The sequence below is a fragment of the Herpetosiphon llansteffanensis genome (assembly GCF_003205875.1).
Lineage (GTDB): Bacteria > Chloroflexota > Chloroflexia > Chloroflexales > Herpetosiphonaceae > Herpetosiphon > Herpetosiphon llansteffanensis.
Genome location: NZ_PUBZ01000147.1, coordinates 128,165 through 149,651, shown reverse-complemented (window position 1 = coordinate 149,651; position 21,487 = coordinate 128,165). Strand labels below are relative to the sequence as shown.

15 protein-coding genes are annotated in these 21,487 nt (G+C 50.8%); 12 read left to right on the top strand and 3 right to left on the bottom strand.

The features are described from left to right. Window positions 1-47 precede the first annotated feature (47 nt). The 3 genes from glmU (at window position 48) to C5S61_RS24060 (ending at window position 3,800) form a co-directional block, all read left to right on the top strand. Window positions 48-1,427 carry a bifunctional UDP-N-acetylglucosamine diphosphorylase/glucosamine-1-phosphate N-acetyltransferase GlmU gene (glmU, locus tag C5S61_RS24070; protein WP_110519702.1) on the top strand — a complete coding sequence of 460 codons (1,380 nt, stop codon included), beginning with the start codon at window positions 48-50 and terminating at the stop codon, window positions 1,425-1,427. A 46-nt stretch (window positions 1,428-1,473) separates the two neighbouring features. Further along, window positions 1,474-2,412, top strand: a complete 939-nt coding sequence (locus tag C5S61_RS24065; protein ID WP_110519700.1) for a ribose-phosphate diphosphokinase — start codon at window positions 1,474-1,476, stop codon at window positions 2,410-2,412. Between the two features lie 134 nt (window positions 2,413-2,546). After that, the gene (locus C5S61_RS24060; RefSeq protein ID WP_110519698.1) at window positions 2,547-3,800 is read left to right on the top strand and encodes a glycosyltransferase family 4 protein; all 1,254 of its coding nucleotides are present in this window, start codon (window positions 2,547-2,549) and stop codon (window positions 3,798-3,800) included. A 409-nt stretch (window positions 3,801-4,209) separates the two neighbouring features. On the opposite strand, the gene C5S61_RS24055 is transcribed toward C5S61_RS24060, so the two are convergent. After that, window positions 4,210-5,469 (bottom strand): carboxypeptidase regulatory-like domain-containing protein, encoded by a 1,260-nt coding sequence (locus C5S61_RS24055; protein ID WP_110519696.1) that lies wholly within the window; start codon window positions 5,467-5,469, stop codon window positions 4,210-4,212. 458 nt (window positions 5,470-5,927) lie between these two features. Here C5S61_RS24055 and C5S61_RS24045 point away from each other — a divergent pair, with 458 nt between their 5' ends. Next, on the top strand, window positions 5,928-7,373 hold the full coding sequence (locus C5S61_RS24045; protein WP_110519692.1) for a hypothetical protein: 1,446 nt from the start codon (window positions 5,928-5,930) through the stop codon (window positions 7,371-7,373). A gap of 129 nt (window positions 7,374-7,502) precedes the next feature. Here C5S61_RS24045 and C5S61_RS24040 read toward each other — a convergent pair whose 3' ends face one another. Next, complete coding sequence (locus C5S61_RS24040; protein WP_164689757.1) at window positions 7,503-7,838, bottom strand: YrdB family protein; 336 nt, start codon at window positions 7,836-7,838, stop codon at window positions 7,503-7,505. A gap of 356 nt (window positions 7,839-8,194) precedes the next feature. Further along, window positions 8,195-10,450: a RelA/SpoT family protein gene (locus C5S61_RS24035; protein ID WP_110519689.1), complete on the bottom strand. Its 2,256-nt coding sequence runs from the start codon at window positions 10,448-10,450 to the stop codon at window positions 8,195-8,197. Window positions 10,451-10,899: 449 nt separating this feature from the next. Between C5S61_RS24035 and gltB the strand changes: the two genes are divergently transcribed. From gltB to C5S61_RS24000, 8 genes are all read left to right on the top strand, one after another. Beyond that, window positions 10,900-15,357, top strand: coding sequence for a glutamate synthase large subunit (gene gltB, locus C5S61_RS24030; RefSeq protein ID WP_110519687.1), 4,458 nt, complete (start codon window positions 10,900-10,902; stop codon window positions 15,355-15,357). A 214-nt stretch (window positions 15,358-15,571) separates the two neighbouring features. Continuing rightward, the gene (locus tag C5S61_RS24025; protein ID WP_110519684.1) at window positions 15,572-17,314 is read left to right on the top strand and encodes a sensor histidine kinase; all 1,743 of its coding nucleotides are present in this window, start codon (window positions 15,572-15,574) and stop codon (window positions 17,312-17,314) included. Window positions 17,315-17,473: 159 nt separating this feature from the next. Next, window positions 17,474-17,875 (top strand): hypothetical protein, encoded by a 402-nt coding sequence (locus C5S61_RS24020; RefSeq protein ID WP_110519682.1) that lies wholly within the window; start codon window positions 17,474-17,476, stop codon window positions 17,873-17,875. A gap of 8 nt (window positions 17,876-17,883) precedes the next feature. Next, window positions 17,884-18,534, top strand: coding sequence for a hypothetical protein (locus C5S61_RS24015; RefSeq protein WP_124033502.1), 651 nt, complete (start codon window positions 17,884-17,886; stop codon window positions 18,532-18,534). 81 nt (window positions 18,535-18,615) lie between these two features. Then, window positions 18,616-19,248 carry a hypothetical protein gene (locus C5S61_RS24010; protein ID WP_110519678.1) on the top strand — a complete coding sequence of 211 codons (633 nt, stop codon included), beginning with the start codon at window positions 18,616-18,618 and terminating at the stop codon, window positions 19,246-19,248. 49 nt (window positions 19,249-19,297) lie between these two features. Then, entirely contained in the window at window positions 19,298-19,663 is a 366-nt protein-coding gene (locus C5S61_RS24005) for a hypothetical protein (RefSeq protein WP_110519676.1), read from the top strand. 30 nt (window positions 19,664-19,693) lie between these two features. Further along, window positions 19,694-19,828, top strand: a complete 135-nt coding sequence (locus tag C5S61_RS27485) for a hypothetical protein (RefSeq protein WP_276309118.1) — start codon at window positions 19,694-19,696, stop codon at window positions 19,826-19,828. A 407-nt stretch (window positions 19,829-20,235) separates the two neighbouring features. Continuing rightward, window positions 20,236-20,832, top strand: coding sequence for a hypothetical protein (locus C5S61_RS24000; protein ID WP_110519674.1), 597 nt, complete (start codon window positions 20,236-20,238; stop codon window positions 20,830-20,832). Window positions 20,833-21,487: the final 655 nt, after the last annotated feature.

The window sequence follows — 21,487 nt, the reverse complement described above, 5'->3', positions numbered from 1 at the left end:
CTTGCATAGAAATTATGCTATTACTTTGCAATGGGGAGCTTTGAACTATGACACTCGGTGTGGTTGTGCTTGCTGCTGGTCAGGGAACGCGCATGCGTTCGAGCTTACCGAAAGTTTTACATCCTGTTGCCGGATTGCCATTAGTTGAGCATGTTACCCGTCTGGCCGATGCGGTCGGCGCACAGCAGATTGTATTGGTCGTGAGCGAAGATACGTTAGCCCCAATTAGTGCTGCCTTTGGTCATCGCTATCGCTATGTGGTGCAACATGAACGGCTTGGCACTGGCCATGCGGTGGCTCAAGCACGCGCCGAACTTGAAGGCAAGGTCGATGAAGTGCTGGTGTTATATGGCGCTGATCCGTTGATGCGCCATGAATCGCTGCTCGAATTGCTGGCAGTGCGCCGCACGAGCAATGCCAAGGCCGCAATCGTAACCTTCCAAGCTGATCCGCCAACTGGCTATGGCCGAATTGTGCGCGACGAGCATGGCGCAGTTCAGGCGATTGTCGAAGAACGCAACGCCAGCCCCGAACAACGCCGCATTACCGAAGTGAACCAAGGCGTGGCGCTCTACGATGGCGCTTGGCTCTGGAACGCCCTCGATCACGTGCAGCCCAATAGCCTGAATGGCGAATATTATTTGACTGATTTGGTGGAAATTGGCTTGCGCGAACAGGGCGCTGGCGCAATAGCTGCTATTCAATTACGTGACCCCGACGAAGCGTTGGGAGTCAACGACCGCATTCAGTTGGCCCAAGTTGGGGCAATTTTGAATGCACGCAAGCTGCGCGCCCTGATGTTAGCAGGCGTAAGCATCATTGATCCAGCCAGCACCTTTGTTGACCAAGATGTACAAATTGGCATGGATACGACCCTGCTGCCGGGCACGATGCTCAAAGGCCGCACCACAATTGGGGCCAATTGTACGATTGGGCCAAACAGCTTGATTGAAGATTCGCAGATTGGCGAGCATTGCAAAATTAGCTATTCCGTCGTTGAGCAGGCACGGATGGAATTGGGAGCCAACATTGGGCCATATGGTCACCTGCGCAGGGGAGCGCACCTGATGGAGCATGTCCACATGGGCAACTTCGGCGAGGTGAAAAACGCAACCCTTGGCCCTGGTACGAAAATGGGCCATTTTTCCTATATTGGCGATGCCACAATCGGCGAGAATGTTAATATCGGCGCAGGCACAATTACCTGCAATTTTACTGCTGATGGCAAGAAGCATCGCACCGAAATTGGCGCGAACGCTTTTATTGGCTCCGATTCGATGTTGCGTGCGCCAGTCAAAATTGGCGAGGGCGCAATTACCGGAGCCGGTTCGGTTGTGACCAAAGATATACCTGATGGCGGCGTTGCCGTGGGTATGCCAGCCCGCGTCATTCGCCACCGCAAGCTTGAGCAGAGCGAGAACGAGTAGGTTTGGGTTTTTCAATTTGACCAATTACTAACTTGGGGGGCATCGAATGGACGGGCGATTGCAGATTTTTACGGGTAATGCCAACATCCCGTTAGCTCGCAGTATCGCATCGCATCTCAATTTGAATCTCGGTCGGGCGATTGTCGGCGTTTTCAAGAATGGCGAAACTCGCGTGCAGCTTGAAGAAAACGTGCGTGGCTCCGATGTATTCATCGTACAATCCTTAACTACGCCAGTTGATCATCACCTCATGGAGTTATTGTTGATGATCGATGCCCTACGCCGAGCTTCGGCTCAACGGGTAACAGCGGTTATTCCTTACTATGGCTATGCCAAGCAAGAGAAGAAAACCACTGGGCGTGAGCCAATCTCAGCGAAATTGATCGCCAACTTGATTGCTACTGCTGGAGCCGATCGGGTGCTGACCATGGATTTACATGCGCCAGCAATCGAGGGCTTTTTCGATATTCCAGTTGATCATTTGCAAGCTGGGCCATTGATTGCCGACCACTTCCGCAGCCGCAACATGAAAAATGTCGTGGTGGTTTCGCCAGATGCTGGCGGCGTGGGTCGGGCCAATAAATTCCGCGAACGCATCGGCGCAAGTTTGGCCATTATCGCCAAACAACGCCCAGCGCCCGATGTTTCCGAAGTTGTCGAAATGGTCGGCGACGTTGCAGGCAAGCACGCAGTGATTTTCGACGATATGATTTCAACTGGGGGAACCTTGGCCGAAGCAGCCAAAACCCTCAAAGAACGGGGCGCAATTAGCGTTGTGGCCTGTGCAACTCACGGCATCTTTGCTGGCAATGCAGTCGAATTGCTTGGCGATTCGGTGATGGAAGAAGTATTGGTTACCGACACAATTCCCTTGCCACCAGAAGCCAACGCAGCGCGGATTGCCCAAATTTCGGTGGCTTCGTTGTTTGCAGAAGCAATCATTCGGATTCACAAAGACCTTTCATTGAGCGCACTCTTTAGCTAAACTCAACGTACAGATACACTTCATCAAGCGCTGCTAGCTTTGGTTCTAGCGGCGCTTTTTTTGTGCGGCGCAGCAAAACTTGCCCTCCTGAACAGATGCGTTAGAATAGCCCTGACCTTAAAGGAGTTTCGTGCATGGGTTACACCATCCTGAGCATTGCCTCAACCTCATTTTTTGCTGATTACGGCGCACATGTTCGCATTTGGGAAGAAACCCGCGCCCTGCAAAAATTAGGTCATCGCATTGTGATTGCAACCTACCATAATGGCGATAATATGCCAGGCTTTGAAATTCGCCGCTCATGGGACGTACCATGGGTCAAGCGCACGATGGTCGGGGCTTCGCATCATAAAATGTATTTGGATGTGGCGCTTTCATGGCGAGCCTTACGCGTTGCTATGGAAATCAAGCCCGATTTGATCCATGCTCATATTCACGAATCGGCCTTAATTGGCAGCGTACTTTCACGTATGTTCAAGGTTCCCTTGGTGTTCGATTATCAAGGCAGCCTCACCGCCGAAATGCTTGATCATGGCTTTCTTAAACGCGATGGCATGTTTTATAAGCCATTTCACTGGCTTGAAGATAAAATTAATCGGACTGCCGATGCGGTACTGACCAGCTCCTTTAATGCAGCCAATATGCTACGCGACGATTGGCAATTTCCAGCAGAGCGGCTCTACACCGTGCCTGATAGCGTCAATACCGACCGCTTCCGGCCCTTCGATGGCTCAGCAGAGTGGGCGATTGAGCGCGAACGAATTCGCAGCGAGCTTGGGATTCCAGCAGGCCGCAAAATTGTGGCCTATCTTGGCTTGCTCGCAGCCTATCAAGGCACGAATGTGTTGCTTGAAGCAGCCCAGATTATTCGCCAGCAACGCGATGATGTGCATTTCTTGATTATGGGATACCCCGATGTGCGCTCATATTTGGCCTTGGCCGAATCGCTTGGGGTACGTGATATTGTGACCATGCCAGGCCGCATTTTGTATAAAGATGCTCATGCCTACCTTGCCTTGGGCGATGTAGCGGTTGCGCCCAAAATGTCGGCCACCGAAGGTGCTGGCAAAATTCCCAATTATATGGCGGTTGGCTTGCCTGTGATCACCTTTGATACACCAGTCAGCCACGAAATTTTGGGCGATGCAGGAGTGTATGCCAAGTTTGGCGATGCCCAATCGCTGGCCGACGAAATTCTGGGATTAATCGATAATCCCGAGCGGCGGCATAATTTGGCGCAAACAGTGCGCACTCGGGCAGTCAACGAACACTCGTGGGAGTTAGCTGCGCGCCAGATCGAAGCAATTTATGAACGGGTTTTGGCCAAACGCGCTGGCAATCCATTGCCCGAATTTCCCACCAGCTTGCAACGCGAACAAGGTTCGTGAAATTGGCTATGGGCTATGGGCTATGGGCTTTGGTTATGTTCTATGATCTTTGTTCTTTTTATCCCTCATTCCTTATTTTAGCCACGAATTGCACGAATTACACGAATAATGTTCCGATAGCCCATAGCTTACAGCCAAAAGCCATGATTTCTCTACGCCTCTGCGTTAAAAAATTGATCCACGAAGGACACGAAGGGCCACGAAGCACGGAACCACGAAGGCGAGGTTTTTTTAGCCACAGATTGGCTCAGATTGGCTCAGATTATTAATTTCTCATAGCCAACAGCCAATAGCCTATAGCCATGGAATCTCTGCGCCTCTGCGTTAAATTTCCGCTCCCCAAGCCCTATGTTCTATGGTCTATGCTCTCTGTTCTTCATCCCTCATCCCTCATCCTTCATCCTTCTAACTAATTGACGCGAGCTAGAAAATCGAGGGTAATTCGATAGAGCTCATCAAGCTCTGGTGAGCGATCAACTGCCTGCAAATAATGCGACATGCCATCGAAAAAATAGCTTTCGACCTCAACACCTAAGCCACGCCATTGCTCAGCCAAAAATTCTGATTGGCTGGCTGGCACAACTTCATCGGTGCGACTATGCAGCAACAAAATCGGCGGCAAATCGGCCCGTGGGTGCAATTGAGCCGAATAGGTTGCATAGCGCTGAATTTGCTCATCGGGATAGCCCAAGGCAATCAGGGCTTGATCAAGCCCAAACGGCGGCATGAACGTTCCGGCCACAAAATTCTCGCGCATGGCAAACAAATCGCTAATTGGCCCGAGCAACACCACGCCAGTGAAACCAACATCATCTTGCAGCAAGCGCAACACATGCAGGCTGCTATAACTGCCTGCCATAATCGCCACGCGGCTGCCATCAACTCCCACAAACGAGCCTCCGCGGGCCAAGGCCAACAGGCGTTTGAGATCGGCAATATCGGCTTCGAGGTCGAGGCTGTAGGCTGGGCCAACCGCTAACACACTATAGCCACGCTCGGCCAAGGGAATGCTGACGCTCTCCCATTCATCTGCAGGCCCGGGATACACCGCGAGCATCAAGGGCAATGGATTGGTTGTGGTGGTAATTGGCCGATAGAGCAAGGTTAATTGCTGCTCGCCATTATCGCCCCAGACCTGCACTTGTTGGCGTAAGGCTTGGGTTGGATAGGGCGTGGTGCGGCTGACCACACTGGTTGCGCCAATGTGTAGCTTTTCGACTGGTGCAAAACTAGCAGCAATTGCTGGGGCAAGTTGCAAATTGTGCTGAATTGAGCTACTGCGCAGATCAACCGCACTCACATCATCGCGATAGCTTGGTGCAGTAACCAACAAGCGATAGGTGTTTGCTGGCAGATTGGCGAGCGTGTAACAGCCTTGATTATCGCTGCTAGCCCGATGGAGTTTACCATTGCGCTCGCTGACTGCCACAATTGCCCCAACGATTGGTTGCTGCTGGGCATCGCGAATACAGCCGGTAATGCTACGATCGGCTGGTTGTTGGCTCGCGCTTTGACCATCGGCGCGCCATTGATCAAATTGGTAGCGCAAGGTATTACGAATTGGCCAAATTGTTACATTATCGGTCGTCAAAAACCAAATCACACCAATCGCCAACAGGCCAACGATAATGCCCAAAAGCTTGCGCCAAGAACGCTTGAACCACTGCATAACTTGCTCCTTTGATGAAGGTTTATGTGTTCTCGTTGCTGCTAACTGTGCTGGTACATCACGTTAACCATTGTCTGCCCCCCTCACCCCAACCCCTCTCCCGTGGCGCGGGCGAGGGGCTTTAACGCCGTGGTTCACCCCCAATTCCTTCGTGAAAACCGATGCTCCCCCTCGCCCGCGTTCAGTGGGAGAGGGGGCTGGGGGGTGAGGGAATGCTGCTTGTTGTTCATCCAATGTACCAATACAGCTAACCTCTATCAGCATTTTGCGCTTAGCTGAACCAGCCATTTCTTTCGCCTTCAGTATGGCTTAATTTGACTGGCCGAACCAGTGGCGCTACTGGCAATTACTGTAGATTACGCCTGCTCAATTGGGCAGCTAGTTGGCAAGCGCCAAAAATAACGCATAATAGCACTATTCATGGCACGAAATGCAGCGAGACCAAGGGAGAACTGTTGATGGTCGAAGCACATTTATTTGGATTTGGAGTTGCCCTGTGGCTAGCGTTGTTTATCGCCACACGTACCCACCACCATTCAAAGCTTTTTTGGGCAATCAATGTTAGTTTGTTGGGATTAATTGGCTTTTTTGGCTCAGGCATCATCGGCGGCGAGGCCCTGAATATTGCCCAATTGATTGTGCTTGAACGTGGGTTTTGGTGGAGTTCAGTGCTGCCAATGAGCGCTTGGCTGATGGTTTGTAGCCTTATCCATCAAACTTTGCAGCCAAGCATCGTCAAGATCGCCATGCCCGAACGGTGGCTAACAGGCATTATTGGCGTGCTCATGATTGGGCTAGGCAGCTTCAGCAATAGTCTGTTGAATTATGCAGAGCCAGTGATGCTCGCCAGCGGCAGCCAAATTATCGGCACTGGCCAAGCCTACCCCATCTATAGTGCCTATGTGATGGGCTGTGTGAGCGCGGCACTTTGGCATTTGGTCGCAAGTTGGCGGATTGCCGAAACAGGCATTGCGCGGCGCAGTTTGGCCAGCTTAGTGCTTGGAGCCTTATGCTTTCTGCTTGGTACAAGCATGTTATTGGCGCGGCTAATTAGCGCTGGCACATGGTCGATATTGTATGGCTATGTGCCGATTTTTGCTGGCTTATTGATTAGCGGCTTTAGTTTGGTGCGATTTGGCTTGTTGCTGCAAGGCCAAAATGTGCTGCGCGATTTGATTTATAGCTTTTGTGAAATGAGCATTTTGGCGCTGCTGTATTTGGTTAGCGTCAATATTCTTGATCTGTTGCGACCAAGCCAATTGGCCTTGCTTCTCGCTTGTGTAATTATCAGCCACACGGGGCTTGATCGCGGGCGACGCTGGCTTGATCGTTTATTTTTCTCGCGTGCTGAGCAAGCAGCTCGTAGCCAATCGCGCGAATTTGCCGTTGCGTTGGCCTCGACACCCACGCCAACGCCTGCACCAACAATTGTTGCTGCCAAGCCCGATAAAACCTGGAACGATGCAGTGCGGCGGGCAATTAGCGGCTTGAAAAATCCAGTGCAACTCGCCCAAAATTCATTGTTGAGCAGTGCCTTGGTGAGCAATCATTTACAAGCCAAAGAGCTAGAAGATAATCGCTTGAATCGCAGCGCAATCACCCGCGAACTGTTGCTGCAAGCGATTGAGCAATTGCGGCCTGATGCCAGCCCAAGCTTGGGTGCTGGCGATGCATGGCGCTGGTACAACGTGCTGTATCTGCCCTATGTGCGCGAGATCAACCGCAAAACCGCGATCGATTGGCTGCGGCGAGGGTTAAGCGATCCCTTGATAGATGCGAGCGTGTTGAGTTGGCTAGCCGATATTGATGAAGATACGTTTTATAAGTGGCAGCGCCGCGCCTCGGATGTGATTGCAGCGCAGCTTTGGGAGCAGCAGCTGAAGCTATTGCAACCTGAGGTTTAATGACGATGACAGGGCGGAGCATTTGAGCTATCCGCCCCGTGAGCCAATCCGCGCTCCTTCAATTCTGGGTAGGCTGCACCAACATCAAAAGCATGCAGTCATCGCCCATCCTGGCGAGCGATTGCGCCATCACTCACGCCAGAGCCACAGCAGCAGCATGTTAATCGCCACGGCTATGGCAAAACCGACTGCTAGCCTAGGTCGGTTGGCCATCACTAATGCCACCGCGCCTAGGCTAAGCATGGCTCCCTTGAGCCAGAACGTCAGCACGGGATCGAGCGGGCGGGCTGCTTTGGGCGCTAGGAATATCCCCCACACGACCGCAGCCAGCAACGGAGCAGCCAGACCAAGCACAATCCTGGGCCAGCCCTGGATCGTAGTGAAGCCCCAATAGCCGAGTGCCGCCAGCATACACAGTTCCAACAGAAAGGCCACGGCGAGATTGATTGATCGAAGGAGTGCCATACCCATGTGTCCTCATAGCGCGCGGCTAGACGGCCAGATCAAGGCCGTCAGCACCCAAGAATAGAAGAAGGCAACGGCTCGCGCGGTCACAATCGCCCATCGGCATGCACCAAGGTGGCAGCATATCGAGCGGGTGGATCGTGTTCGTGAGCTATGAGATCATCGGTCACCTCGTCGTAAGCGTGATCAGAAACCGATCCGGTTGACCTGAACGAGACCAAAACTCATGGTCGTTGCTTGATCAACTCGTGCCAAAACAGCCATCAGCCCTAGGATAGTGCTTAAACTAAAATAGAGCAAAGAACCAAGCAAAAATTATGCTCTATGTTCTTTGCTCTATGTTCTGTGTTCTTTGGTTAGCCAATCATCGTGCCAGCCACGGTATTTTCGCGGCGAGCTTCGATCACATCCTTGACCCGATTGAGTTTATCCAAAATGCGACTAAGTTGATCGATGCTCTCGATGCGGATGGTCGCCAGCAAGGTTGCTCGCCCATGATGTTTGTTATCCAATTGCTGAACTGCTTGAATGTTGATGTTGCCATCAGCAATCGCATTGGTCACGTCGCGCCAGAGGCCAACCCGATCCCATGCTTCGATGCGAATTGGTACAGGATACGATTGTTTTTCAGTCGCTCCACCCCATTCAACATCGATCAAACGTTCGCGGTTGCGTTCATGCAAAACGTTATAACAATCCATGCGATGAACGGTAATGCCATGGCCACGGGTTGTATAGCCAATGACCGCCTCAGGATAAACCGGATTACAGCAATGAGCGATTCGAGTATAGACATCGGCCTCACCGCGCACGGTAATGGTGCCAGGTTTGACCGGCTTAGATGGTGGGGCAATCGTGGGAATCGCCGCCAATGGCTCTTCCTCAGCGCCTTTATCGCTGATGACGCGCTGAATTGCTTGGCGTGGCGAGAGATCGCCATTGCCAATTGCCGCCAGAAAATCTTCGCTATTTTTCATGGCGTTAGCACGAATCAGATCTTCCATGGTTGGGCGCACGCCCAAGCGCTTGAGTTCTTTTTCGATTAATTCGCGGCCAGCAGTGATGTTTACATCGTTTTCTTGGCGACGGAACCAGCGTTTGATATGGGTACGCGCACCATTCGATTTAACATACTCGAGCCAATCGCGCGAAGGGCCGCGCGGCACTTTGCTGGTCACAACATCGATAATTTCGCCGTGTTGCAATTGATAATACAGCGGCACTGGCTTGTTGTTGACTCGTGCGCCAATACAGCGATTGCCGACCTCGGAGTGAATCCGATAGGCAAAATCAATCGGGGTTGAGCCTTTAGGCAAATCAATAATCTTGCCCTTGGGAGTCAGCACAAACACCTGATCGCGCAGCACATCTTCTTTGACCGACTCGAAAAACTCGGTCGGATCAAGGTCGCGCTGGCCGTTGATTGCTGAACGCAACCAAGCCAATTTGGTTTCAAATGATTGATCGTTGCGGTTGCCAAAGCCTTCTTTATAGCGCCAGTGTGCTGCAATCCCATATTCTGAGACTTCGTGCATTTCGTAAGTGCGAATTTGCACTTCACACGGCTGCTCACCTGGAATCACCACAGTTGTATGCAGCGAACGATACATGCTCTCTTTGGGAACAGCAATATAATCGTCGAATTCGCTCATAATTGGAATCCAAGTCGAGTGGACAAGGCCCAACACACGGTAGCATTCATCGACGGTTGTGACCATGACCCGCACAGCCAATTGATCGTAAATTTGATCAAGGCTAACACCCTTGCGCTCCATTTTGCGCGCAATCGAATAGATATGTTTGGGGCGGCCAGTTACTTCAGCTTTAATGTTATCGCGATCAAGAATTTGTTTGAGGCGGGCGATGACCCGTTGGACGATCCGTTCGCGGGTTTCGCGGCGCAAGTTGAGTTGGCGACCAATTTCGCTATACTTTTCTGGGTTCATATAGCGAAACGAAAGGTCTTCTAGCTCCCACTTGAACTGCCAAATCCCCAGTCGATGAGCGAGTGGCGCATAGACTTCAAGGGTTTCGCGGGCGATGCGTTGCTGCTTGTCTGGGCGCATTGCGCCAAGCGTACGCATATTGTGCAAGCGGTCGGCCAGCTTGATGAGCACCACGCGCGGATCATCGGCCATCGCAATAAACATCTTGCGATAGGTGATGGCTTGGGCTTCTTCGATGCTTTTGGCTTCGAGCTTGCTCAATTTGGTTACGCCATCGACGATATGCGCGACTTCGCGGCCAAAATCGGTGCGAATTTGATCGAGCGTAATTGGCGTATCTTCAACCACATCGTGCAAAAGCGCTGCTGCAACCGATTCGGGGTCGAGCTTCATATCGACCAAAATATGGGCCACTTGCACCGGATGCAAAAAATATGGCTCGCCCGATTTGCGCACTTGCGGGGCGTGAGCTTCTTTGGCTACATCCCAGGCCCGTTCGATCAGCTGAAACTCATCAAGCGGCCAATAGGTACGCATGCGGCTGATGAGCGCTTCGCTTTCGTGCACTTGCGGCGAACTAGCGGGAGTGGCTGTGATGTGTTTGGTGCTCTCGCTATGAGTAGCATCATCATTATAAGAACTAGGCATATGAGGTGCGAGGTCCATAATGACCCTCGTTTCTAGCGGCATTGCGCTGTTGTGTCGCGATCCATGTCTGCTGATTGTAGCGAACAGATTAACACGCCCCTATACACATGTCAAGCAAATTGCATACCACAATGACGCAGTGTGTTATGCAGTTTACCCAAAAGCCAATTGACACATTGCACAAATTAACATAGAATGGCTTTAACTCTGATTTAACACACCTCTGGTCTAAATCCAATTGTTCGCCAACTTTTTGCCCAACCAAAAAACTCAACTCGTCAACCTGACGAACTAGGTTTCCCCTCCTGCAACGACGCAGAATGCACCAATGAAGGCTCTCCCGCAGCGATGACGCTGGTGGTTTACCCAACGTTTCTTTGTGCTACCTGAAAATGCGCCATGGTATAGGGCAGCGTTGCTAACGCCGTCGCGTATTTGCCAACTCCCTGCGCGAAAGGAGACCTCGCATGAACCGCCTGTTGTATGACCCACGCTTTGAACATGATGCATGTGGCATTGGCTTTGTCGCTCGAATTGATGGAAAACCAACTCATGCAACAGTGAGCTTAGCCCTCGCGGCGCTTGGCAGTCTGACCCATCGCGGTGGGATTGCCGCCGACGGTCTGACAGGTGATGGCGCTGGCCTCTTAACGAGCATTCCACGCGCATTTATGGCTCGTGAATTAGCTGCTCGCCGGATTTTGGCTAACCCGCAGCGGATTGCGGTTGGCATGATCTTTCTACCAACCACCAATACCGAACGCGCCCGCGAACTAATCGACGATGCGCTTGTCTGGCGAGGCTTACGACCGCTTGGTTGGCGTGAAGTACCGCTTGATCGTGAGCAACTTGGCCCGATTGCCCGCGATATTTGTCCCCAGATTGAGCAAGTTTGGGTCGATCGTCCAGCCACGATGGACGACGATAGCTTTGAACGTGAACTCTACCGCGCCCGCCGCCGCGCCGAACGCACCGCCCTCGCCGAGAACATCGACCTCTACATTCCTTCACTTTCTTGTCGCACAATTGTCTATAAAGGCTTGATGCTGCCAAGTCGCTTGGCCTTGTTCTACCCCGATTTGGCCGATGCCGACTATAGCGCCAGCGCTGCGGTCTACCACCAACGCTATTCAACCAACACCATGCCAACCTGGAGCCGCGCCCAACCCTTTCGCGTCGTCAGCCACAACGGCGAAATCAACACCTTGGCTGGCAATGTGAACTGGATGCGAGCACGCGAAGCCCATCTTTCCAGCCCGTTGCTTGGCAATGTGCGCGAACTTGCGCCAATTGTCGACGAACGTGGCAGCGATTCAGCTCAGTTCGATAATGTGCTAGAGCTGTTGGTGCGCGCTGGCCGCGATGTGCGCCATTCGTTGTTGATGATGATGCCTGAAGCGTGGGAACATATCGATGATCTCCCGCAAGATGTGCGCGATTTTTACCAATGGCACGCCAATTTGATGGAAGCATGGGACGGCCCCGCCGCCATGACCTTCTGCGATGGCAAAATTGTTGGCTCGGCCTTAGATCGCAACGGCTTGCGCCCAGCCCGCTATATCGTCACCGATGATGGTTTAGTGGTCGTGGGCAGCGAAGTTGGCGCAACGCCAGTCGATGAAGATCGGATTATTCGCAAGGGTCGGCTTGGCCCAGGCCAAATGATCGCCGTTGATCTGATTAAAGGCCAATTGCTGGATAACACGGCGATTAAAGCGATGTTTGCTGCCCGCCAGCCCTACGGCCAATGGCTGCAAAACAAGAGCGTCGATTTGGCCGAGCTGGTTGCCGCCTACAACGAAGCCGATGTTGAACTCAACGCCGACGATTTATTGCGTTTGCAAGCAGCCTTTGGCTATACCGACGAAAACTTGGCAATGGTGCTCAAGCCAATGGGTCGCGAAGGCGCTGAACCAATTGGCTCGATGGGCGACGATACTCCAATGGCAGTCTTCTCGAACCTTGCTCGCCCAGTCTATGGCTACCTTAAACAACGCTTTGCCGAAGTAACCAACCCGCCAATCGACCCACTACGCGAACAATTGGTCATGTCGTTGTCGATTCGCTTAGGGCCACGCCACAATATTTTGATCGAACGGCCCGACCAAGCTCACCAAATTGCCTTGGCTAGCCCAATTTTGCGCAATATCGAGCTGGCAGCGTTGCGCGCTTGCCCCGATCGCAGCTTTGGCACTGCAACCTTAGATACCACCTTCCCCGTCACCGACGATGCTCAATGGATCGAACATGCGCTCGATGATTTGTGTAGCAGCGCCGACCGCGCCTTGGATAGTGGTGCAACAATCCTTGTGTTGAGCGACCGTGAAGTTGCCCCACAACGAATCGCAATTCCAACGGTCTTGGCGCTCGGCGCAGTTCACCATCATCTGATTCGGACTGGGCGGCGCTCAACCTGTTCGTTGATTGTCGAAACTGGCGAGGCTCACGAAGTGCATCATGTTGCAGTCTTGGTTGGCTACGGCGCTGAAGCCGTCAACCCCTACGTTGCCATCGCCACGATTCGCGAAATTGCCAAAGAACGCTCACGCACGCCAATCACCGCCGATCAAGCAGAAGACAACTACGTGCATTCGTTGGAAAAAGGCTTGCTCAAAGTGATGTCGAAAATGGGTATTTCGACCGTCGATAGCTACTGCGGAGCGCAAATTTTCGAGGCGATTGGCCTCAGCGATGCAGTCATTGCCCGCTGTCTGACTGGCACGCCTTCACGGTTTGGCGGAGCAGATTGGCAGCGCTTAGGCCGCGAAAGCTACAAACGCCATGCCCAAGCGTTTGGCTTGGAAAAACCAGCGCTCAGCCACCCAGGCTTGTACAAATTCCGCAAGGATGGCGAATATCATGCCTTCCAGCCAGCGGTTGTCCATGCCCTGCAAAAAGCCGTGCGCGCCGCCGTCGATAATGGTGCAGATTTCGAAGCTGGCTATGCAACCTATCGCGAATATAGCGATTTGCTCAACCAACGCCAACCCTCAGATCCCCGCGATTTGCTCGATTTTGTGGCAACGGAGCCAATTGCAATTGATCAAGTCGAATCAATCGAAACGATTGTCAAGCGCTTCTCGACCGCCGCAATCTCCTATGGTTCGTTGAGCGCCGAAGCCCACGAAACCTTGGCAGTCGCTATGAATCGCCTTGGCGGCATGAGCAATAGCGGCGAAGGCGGCGAAGATCCAGCGCGCTTTGGCACCGAAAAGGTCAGCGCTATCAAGCAAATTGCCTCAGGCCGCTTCGGGGTCACCCCAAGCTACTTGATGCACGCCCGTGAACTGCAAATCAAAATGGCCCAAGGCTCCAAGCCAGGCGAGGGTGGCCAAATTCCAGGCAACAAAGTCACCGAAGACATTGCGCGCACCCGCCACACCACGCCCGGCGTAACCTTGATTTCGCCGCCACCACACCACGACATCTATTCAATTGAGGATTTGGCCCAGTTGATTTACGACATGCGCAGCATCAACCCCACTGCTGCGGTTTCGGTCAAGCTCGTTTCAGAAATGGGTGTTGGCACAATTGCGGCTGGCGTGGTCAAAGGCGGCGCTGATGTGGTGTTGATTAGTGGCAATTCGGGTGGCACTGGCGCTTCTCCGTTGTCATCAATCAAAAACGTTGGCATTCCGTGGGAAATTGGCTTAGCCGAAACCCAACAAACCCTGATGATCAACCAACTGCGCGATCGCGTGCGAGTACGGGCCGATGGTGGCTTGCGCACTGGTCGCGACGTGGTTATGGCCGCCTTGCTTGGTGCAGATGAATATTCCTTCGGCACCTCAGCGCTGATTGCCGAAGGTTGTGTGATGGCTCGCGCCTGCCACAACAACACTTGTCCAGTTGGGATTGCCACCCAGCGCCCTGATTTACGCGCTAAATTCCCCGGCAAACCAGAGCACGTCATGGCCTTTATGCAGTTTATCGCCCAAGAAGTGCGCGAATTGCTGGCCCAACTTGGCGCTCGCAGCCTGAACGAAATTATTGGCCGCGTCGAATTATTGCGCCAACGCCAAACCAATAACCCCGACCACGATGCGCTTGATCTTAGCCCATTGTTGGGCTTGGCCAACGCAGGCCCACGCCGCTACAACGGTATGCCGCAGTTGGTCGGCATCGATCGGCTGAATCAATTTTTGGTCGATAGTGCCTTGCCAAGCGCCAAAGCTGGTCAAGAAGTGATTATCAACGCCGAAATCACCAACGAAGATCGCTCAACGGGCATCACCTTGGCAGGCGAATTGGCGCTGCTCAAAAATACTGGCCACGTGACCATGAACTTTACTGGCAGTGCAGGCCAAAGCTTTGCCGCCTTCGCCACTCGTGGCATGCAACTCAACCTCGTTGGCGATGCGAACGATTATGTTGGCAAAGGCTTGGCTGGCGGCGATGTCGTAATCAAACCACGACCAAATGCCCAATTCTTGGCCCACGAAGCCACAATTCTTGGCAACACCGCGTTGTATGGGGCAACCAGTGGCAGCTTGTATGCAGCAGGTCGCGCCGGCGAGCGCTTCGCGGTGCGCAATAGTGGCGCAGTTGCCATTATCGAAGGCATTGGCGAGCACGGCTGCGAATATATGACGGGCGGCACGGTGGTGGTGCTCGGTAGCACTGGCAACAACTTTGGTGCAGGCATGAGCGGTGGTCAAGCCTTTGTCTACGACCCCAGCCAACGCTTCCTTGGCCGCCTCAACGACGAAATGGTGATTGCCGAACGGGTTGCATCGCCATTGGTCGCCGACCATTTGCGCGAACTGATCGAACGCCACGCGGCACTTACGGGCAGTGTCTTGGCCAACGAAATTCTCGCCAACTGGGAAGATCAACAATCAGCCTTCTGGCACGTTATTTCCAAGGCCGCTCACGCTGCGGCAGCCCAAAATAACCAACCAGAACTGGCAAAAGTCGCCGCTTAACGCTAGTCACTCCTTCACACACACCAAACACCAGCGATCAATGTTGATCGCTGGTGTTTGTTTAGGCGCTTTAAACACCAGCCTAGTAATGCTAAGAAGTAAAAATTTAATAAAGAATAGCGCAAGCGTAAGCATGCTCGTAAGGTTGGCGCTTTAGGCTGCTTGTTAATGGGCAAGTTAGATTAAACGATCAATTCAGCTATTTGAGAACACTATGAGCGACCAACCAGTAGCAGAATCAGCTGCTTCAACCAAGCTTCAATCAGCCCTCAATGTTGAGGTTGCGTTTGCTCTCCGCCCAACCGTAACAGGCTTGGGTTTTTTATATTTGTTATTTAGCATCGCCCATGCCTTGGTGCTGCCAACCCCGATTAAGCTGCCAATGGTGATTGTTGCCTTGGTGAGTGTGCTCTTTTTTGCTTTTTGGTGGTGGCGCTTGCAACACTGGCGGCCATCCGCCGAATTCGCCCATCCGCTGGCAACGCTGTTTATTGTTGTTGCGGGCTTCAATAGCATTTTGCATATTTGGCTCAGCGGCGAGATTCACCAAAGCACCAATATTGCCTTTATTTTGATTGGCACTGGCTGTTTGTTGCTCTCGTGGAACTGGTTTATTGTCGGCATTGGCGCAACCTTGCTGGCTTGGATCGCGGCAATTAGCTCATTGCCAAGCTCGCCATTAACCATGCATTTTATTTTTATGTTGGTCAGCGCCACGATTGCCGCTGCCACAATTCTAGCGATTCGCCTGCGCACTGTTCGCGGCCTGATTGCCCTGCGCATGCAAGAAAGCACCTATAAATATGAACTGCAAGAAGCATTAATTCAAATCAAAATGAGCGAGGAGCGTTTTCGCGCCTTGGCCGAAGCAACCTCCGAAGGCGTGGTGCTGCAAGATGAAGGCGTGGTGATGGATGCCAACGAGCGCTTTGGCGAGATGTTTGGCTATCATCGCGATGAGATTCTCGGCCACTCGCTGCGTGAATTTGTCGAGCCTCAATCGTTGCAAAAAGCCATGACCAAATATAAAGATGGCGATCCCTACGAGGTGACGGCCTTGCGCAAAGATGGCAGCACCTTCATCGCCTTAGTTTTAGGCACAAATCTGCCCTATAGCAACCGCGTGGTGCGGGTCGCAGCGGTGCGCGATATTACCGAACAACGCCATTTTGAAAACTTATTGCTCAGCGCTAAAGATCAAGCCGAAGCCGCCAACCGCGCCAAAAGCACCTTTCTATCGACCGTCAGCCACGAATTGCGCACGCCGCTCAACGCGATTGTTGGCTATAGCGAAATGATCTACGAAGATTTGATCGATCGCAGCATGCCCGAATTGGCAATGGATATGACGCGCATTCGCAGCGCTAGCGATCGCTTGCTCAGCCTCATCGATGGCGTGTTGACGATTACCGATCTTGATGCAGAAGTTGTGCGCTTGGAGCATGAAACGATCGATTTGGCTCTGGCCATTGGCAGCGTCAGCGACCAACTCCAAACCAAAGCCCAAGACAACAAAAACACGATCCAATTGTTGGGCAGCCCAAACTGGGGTTCGGTGGTGACCGATGATCATAAACTACGCATGATCATCTACCATCTGCTGGATAATGCGATTAAATTCACCCACGCTGGCTTGATCAGCATCTCGGTGCAGCGCTTGCAACATGCTACTGGTGGCTGGCTCGAAATCGCCATTCGCGATACTGGGATTGGCATCGCCTATGAACAATTCGAGCGCATTTTTGAACCGTTTGTGCAGGCCGATTCCTCGGCAACCCGCCAATACGAAGGTACTGGGTTGGGCTTAGCAGTTGGTTTGCGCCTAGCCAAAGCCTTGGGTGGCACGATCGAGCTTGATAGCCGTTTGGGCCTTGGCTCGACCTTTACCTTGCATCTGCCCGAACATCCCCCACGCCCTAACCAACAGTTGAGCCAAATGTCCCACGCTCAAGCCTAGTTTGGTAGCCCAACCTACGTTATAATCAACCTAACCGCATGAGATGAAGCGGGTAGGATGCGATCATCAGATTAATTTCAAGCTTGCTTCAGCATTTGCACCCAAATTGAAGATTAACCGTACAGTCATTGATCTTATTCGGAGCAAAGGGAGAAGATTATGCTTCGTTTCAAACTGTTTTTGCGAGCCACCATCTGGGTTTGGCTTAGCATTGTGGTATTTGCAGGCTGTGGCGCACAGCAACCCCAAGCCCCAAGCTATCGATTTCAAATCGTTGACCCGCAACAAAAGCCCATCTTAGCAGCTATGGTTAGCCTGCGTTGGAGCGACGAACCAACGCCATTTAGCGTTAGCAAAACCGATAATCAAGGGTTCGTTGGCGGAAGGATAATAATCCAAGGTGCACCGGAGCATTGGTCGCGAGACGTAGTTGTAATCGCAACTGAATCAACGTTTGATTATGATACCGATTCAATGCGTGATATAAGCACAAGCTTAACGGTTACACTGCAGCAGGGCAAACAAATCGAACAAACCATCATCATTGATTCAAATCAATAGTTTTTAGCATGGAGAGAGAAGCAATGAAACCATTTCACCGTTGGCTAATCGCAGCCTTAACGCTTGGCTGTTTAGTGCTCAGCGTTTATAGCTACACCATCAATCAAAATTTGCAAAGCAGCAAGCAACTTCAGCAGGCACAAACTTCTCTCATCGGGAAAATGTTATGGTTGAGTTGGGACAACTGTGCTAATAGCCTTAAGCAAGTTTTGCGGGCGGTTGATAACCAGAATCAAGCAGAGGTCTTAGACCACTTTTCAAATGCTCAAATTTATTGTCAATCCTCAAGCAGCTTGAAACACAGCTATGTACTAAGCTTGGAGTCTCCAGCTCAATTATGGTGGAATACCACACAGCAAAACCCAGCAAAATCGCTTGGATTTATGGTTTTATTTACAGATTATTCGATCCAAATATCTACAATCCACTATGCTGTTCAAACAGAAGGCTCAGTGAGTGCAACGAGCCGTGCGCAAATCGAACGGCTACATTCGGAAATTGAAACATTTACCCAACAAGTATCAGACACCATGCTGCAAAATGGCGATATTGCCCAAATTCAGCAAGCAATTGCTAGCTGGTGTGGCACGGTCACCGATGTCGCTGCCAAAAAAATACCGAGCCTGATTGAAGATGAATATCTGGGAGTTTGTAAATAACCCCTGCACAGTTAATGTGCCTAAACTGGCATTGAGCGACACTATGGCATCCATCCACCAAATATTAAATGGAGAGAAGCAATGAAACCCTTTCAACGTTGGCTAATGGCATTCTTAGGCATTAGCTGTTTAGTGCTCAGCTTTTATAGCTACACCATTAATCATAAGTTGCAGGTAATCGAACACCGTCAGCGAAATCAAATTCTCACGACAGCTCAATCGTTATGGTTCAGTTGGTACTATTGTGTTGAAGAGCTTAATTCTGGCTTGCAGGCGGTTGATAACCAGAATCAGGTTCATGTTCTGACCTATCTTTCAAAAGCTCAGATTCACTGTCGATCATCAACTCAATTTATGTATAACTATAACGCTGCTTTGGATTTTCCAATCAAGCCTTGGTGGAATTTGAGTCTAACATCAACTGACGCAATTGGTTTTGTCCGCTTGTTTGGCCACTATTCGGCTCAAATAGGTCAAGTTCGGGGTGCAATTGAAACCGAAGGCTCAGTGAGTGCAGCTAATCGTGCTCGGTTGCAACAATTGCATGATGATATTAAAACATTTGCCAAACAAGTACCAGAAATTATGTTGCGAAAGGGCGATATTGCTGAAATCCACCAAGCAATTGCCAGCTGGTGTGGAATGATCACCGATGTTGATGCAAAAAAAACAATTATCCTGACCGAAGAGCAATATGAAGGGGTTTGTAAATAACTCGTAGAAGCGTTAATGTGCCTAAACTAGAAACCATAGGGAGAAGTGTATGCGTCGCCAAGCTCAAAAATTCGCTATGCTCATGCTGTTACTCCTTGTTGCATGTAGCAACCAAGCGGAAACGCATGGAGCACCCAGTACCGATATAACAGTGTGTTTGTTGGATGGTCAACAGCAGCCGATCGAAAATCAAGAATTTCGCTTTGCAATTCAGCTTGATGATGGCCAAGTTCTTACATCGGCTATGGCGAGAGCCGATGAGAAGGGATGTAAAGAGTATTCGATTGGCGAATTCACCAGCACCTATCCACAACCGTTCATGGTGCAGGTTACTGTCGATTATACTGATACGGTCTACTATTTTGAGCAACGGCCTGGCAGCCCAAATACCGTCTTTAATATTGTGCTTCAATAATCAACTCAATTGATCAATGAGGAGCAGTAGATGTACAAGGTACCGAAAGCCAGCAAATCGCAGCCGAGCAAGCTAAGAAAGTATCTGTATTTGGCCAATATTGGGCTCTATTCATTGGCTGTTCACTTCATTATCTTTACTGCCGAGCAAATTATGGGTTGGTGACATGAAGACTCTCGCTATCAATTAAATTATGTCTCGTTCATTTGGCTGCCAATCGGCTTATTGCTGCTCAATCCCTTTATTTGGCGCAGGGTGTATCCAACACTCAGCTTAGAAATTGGTGCTCTCTGCTTGCTGTTACTGAATCTATTTTTATTAAGCTTTATGGAAAGTGGCGATCACGGTAGTAATCTGGTTGGCTGGAGAATTGTTACGCTCATTTCAACCGCAACCACACTCTATGTTTGGTCTATTGCAAAACCATGGCAGCAATCAAAGCATAATAATTAATATTTTAATCGGTTCTTACCGATTTCAGAGATACCGATGATACATTTAGAGTACCAAGCATTATTAACAAAGAGTGTCTTTAATCCTAGATAAGCCACAGATTTAGAGGGGTTTTGGCAATGCGCTACTACAAATATGGTTTTTTCATACTGCTTACGCTTGCATTAATCCAATCAATTGTGATTTACAATAAATTACAGCACCAAAAGGATCAAGCAGCTCAACAACGAGGTTTTGAAAGCATTGTTGCTGCTGATATGTATAATCAGTGGGCTGTTTTTTCTCGTCAGCTTCAGGATTTAGAGGCGGCGGTTAGTAATAATGAAATTGAACGAAGTAAAGCAATCCTAAATAATACAATCGCCATGTTGCAGAGTCAAAATCAAACACCGTTGCTCTATGATAGATATCTAGCGACCCATCAATCTAGCTCAGAATATGGTATAGGTTTAGGTTCAATGTTCAATGGTTATGCAATTGTATTGGGTAATATTAGCAGTAGTTTTGGCAATAATCTTAGCGAAAACCAAAGCCATCTCGCGCAAATTCGTGGCATACGGGCGGATATGGGCGTGCTCCTACAAGAATTACCGTTGGATAGACTTCGATCGTATAACCATGTCGAGCTTAGAGCGCATGTCGATAACGTTTGTAAAGCATTACAAACCCATGAGATCGATGAATTTGTTCCATGTCGCCATATCATCGGGCGCTAAACTGCCAGTTGGCATGGGGAACTAGAAGAAGTTAAGTAAACTACTCAAAAATCCAACTTGACAGAGTATCGCTGGATGTGTATACTCTGCACAAATAACTTTTGTAGGAAACTACCAAATGAGCAATCGTCCCGCGTTTATTATTATTAGCAACCTCCTTAGCCTCGTAATCGTCGTTATTACGCGGTCACTTTTATGTGGGAGGGGCTAACAAGCCTCGCGGGTAGTTCAAAAGAACTCAAGCCCCTCCCAATCGGGAGGGGCTTTTTGGTTAAGTTGGTTCGCTTCTGGAGGATAAACACATGCGGAACTTGTTGACACTTCTCGTCACCATGATCACTCCTCGTCCGCAGTTTATTATTCTCCAACCCATTCCCATTTGGTCGTGTCGCGGAGGCCGTCGCCTGCGCTAGAGCGATAACCCGAACCGTTGCAATGATTGCAACAAACCTCTGAGCAGTGTCGCTCATTCGTTCAAGCTCATTGATGAGTATGTTCGCCCATCTTTTGCCTGTGTTCAGCATCGGGACTGACAAGGCTTGCTTTCCTATTGCCAAAAATCGAGCGCTGTGTGGCCAATTCAACTGGAGTATTGGCCCAAGCGAGCTTATTGCTGCGATGGCCAGTCCAGCCATCCACATCTCTATGCGGGGAG

Excerpts from the sequence above, each read along its gene's own strand:
- C5S61_RS24010 (WP_110519678.1), top strand. The coding sequence starts at position 18,616 with ATGAAACCCTTTCAACGTTGGCTAATGGCATTCTTAGGCATTAGCTGT.
- C5S61_RS24035 (WP_110519689.1), bottom strand. The coding sequence starts at position 10,450 with ATGGACCTCGCACCTCATATGCCTAGTTCTTATAATGATGATGCTACT.
- glmU (WP_110519702.1), top strand. The coding sequence starts at position 48 with ATGACACTCGGTGTGGTTGTGCTTGCTGCTGGTCAGGGAACGCGCATG.
- C5S61_RS24020 (WP_110519682.1), top strand. The coding sequence starts at position 17,474 with ATGCTTCGTTTCAAACTGTTTTTGCGAGCCACCATCTGGGTTTGGCTT.
- C5S61_RS24015 (WP_124033502.1), top strand. The coding sequence starts at position 17,884 with ATGGAGAGAGAAGCAATGAAACCATTTCACCGTTGGCTAATCGCAGCC.
- C5S61_RS27485 (WP_276309118.1), top strand. The coding sequence starts at position 19,694 with ATGTACAAGGTACCGAAAGCCAGCAAATCGCAGCCGAGCAAGCTAAGA.
- C5S61_RS24060 (WP_110519698.1), top strand. The coding sequence starts at position 2,547 with ATGGGTTACACCATCCTGAGCATTGCCTCAACCTCATTTTTTGCTGAT.
- C5S61_RS24065 (WP_110519700.1), top strand. The coding sequence starts at position 1,474 with ATGGACGGGCGATTGCAGATTTTTACGGGTAATGCCAACATCCCGTTA.
- gltB (WP_110519687.1), top strand. The coding sequence starts at position 10,900 with ATGAACCGCCTGTTGTATGACCCACGCTTTGAACATGATGCATGTGGC.
- C5S61_RS24055 (WP_110519696.1), bottom strand. The coding sequence starts at position 5,469 with ATGCAGTGGTTCAAGCGTTCTTGGCGCAAGCTTTTGGGCATTATCGTT.
- C5S61_RS24040 (WP_164689757.1), bottom strand. The coding sequence starts at position 7,838 with ATGGCACTCCTTCGATCAATCAATCTCGCCGTGGCCTTTCTGTTGGAA.
- C5S61_RS24000 (WP_110519674.1), top strand. The coding sequence starts at position 20,236 with ATGCGCTACTACAAATATGGTTTTTTCATACTGCTTACGCTTGCATTA.
- C5S61_RS24045 (WP_110519692.1), top strand. The coding sequence starts at position 5,928 with ATGGTCGAAGCACATTTATTTGGATTTGGAGTTGCCCTGTGGCTAGCG.
- C5S61_RS24025 (WP_110519684.1), top strand. The coding sequence starts at position 15,572 with ATGAGCGACCAACCAGTAGCAGAATCAGCTGCTTCAACCAAGCTTCAA.
- C5S61_RS24005 (WP_110519676.1), top strand. The coding sequence starts at position 19,298 with ATGCGTCGCCAAGCTCAAAAATTCGCTATGCTCATGCTGTTACTCCTT.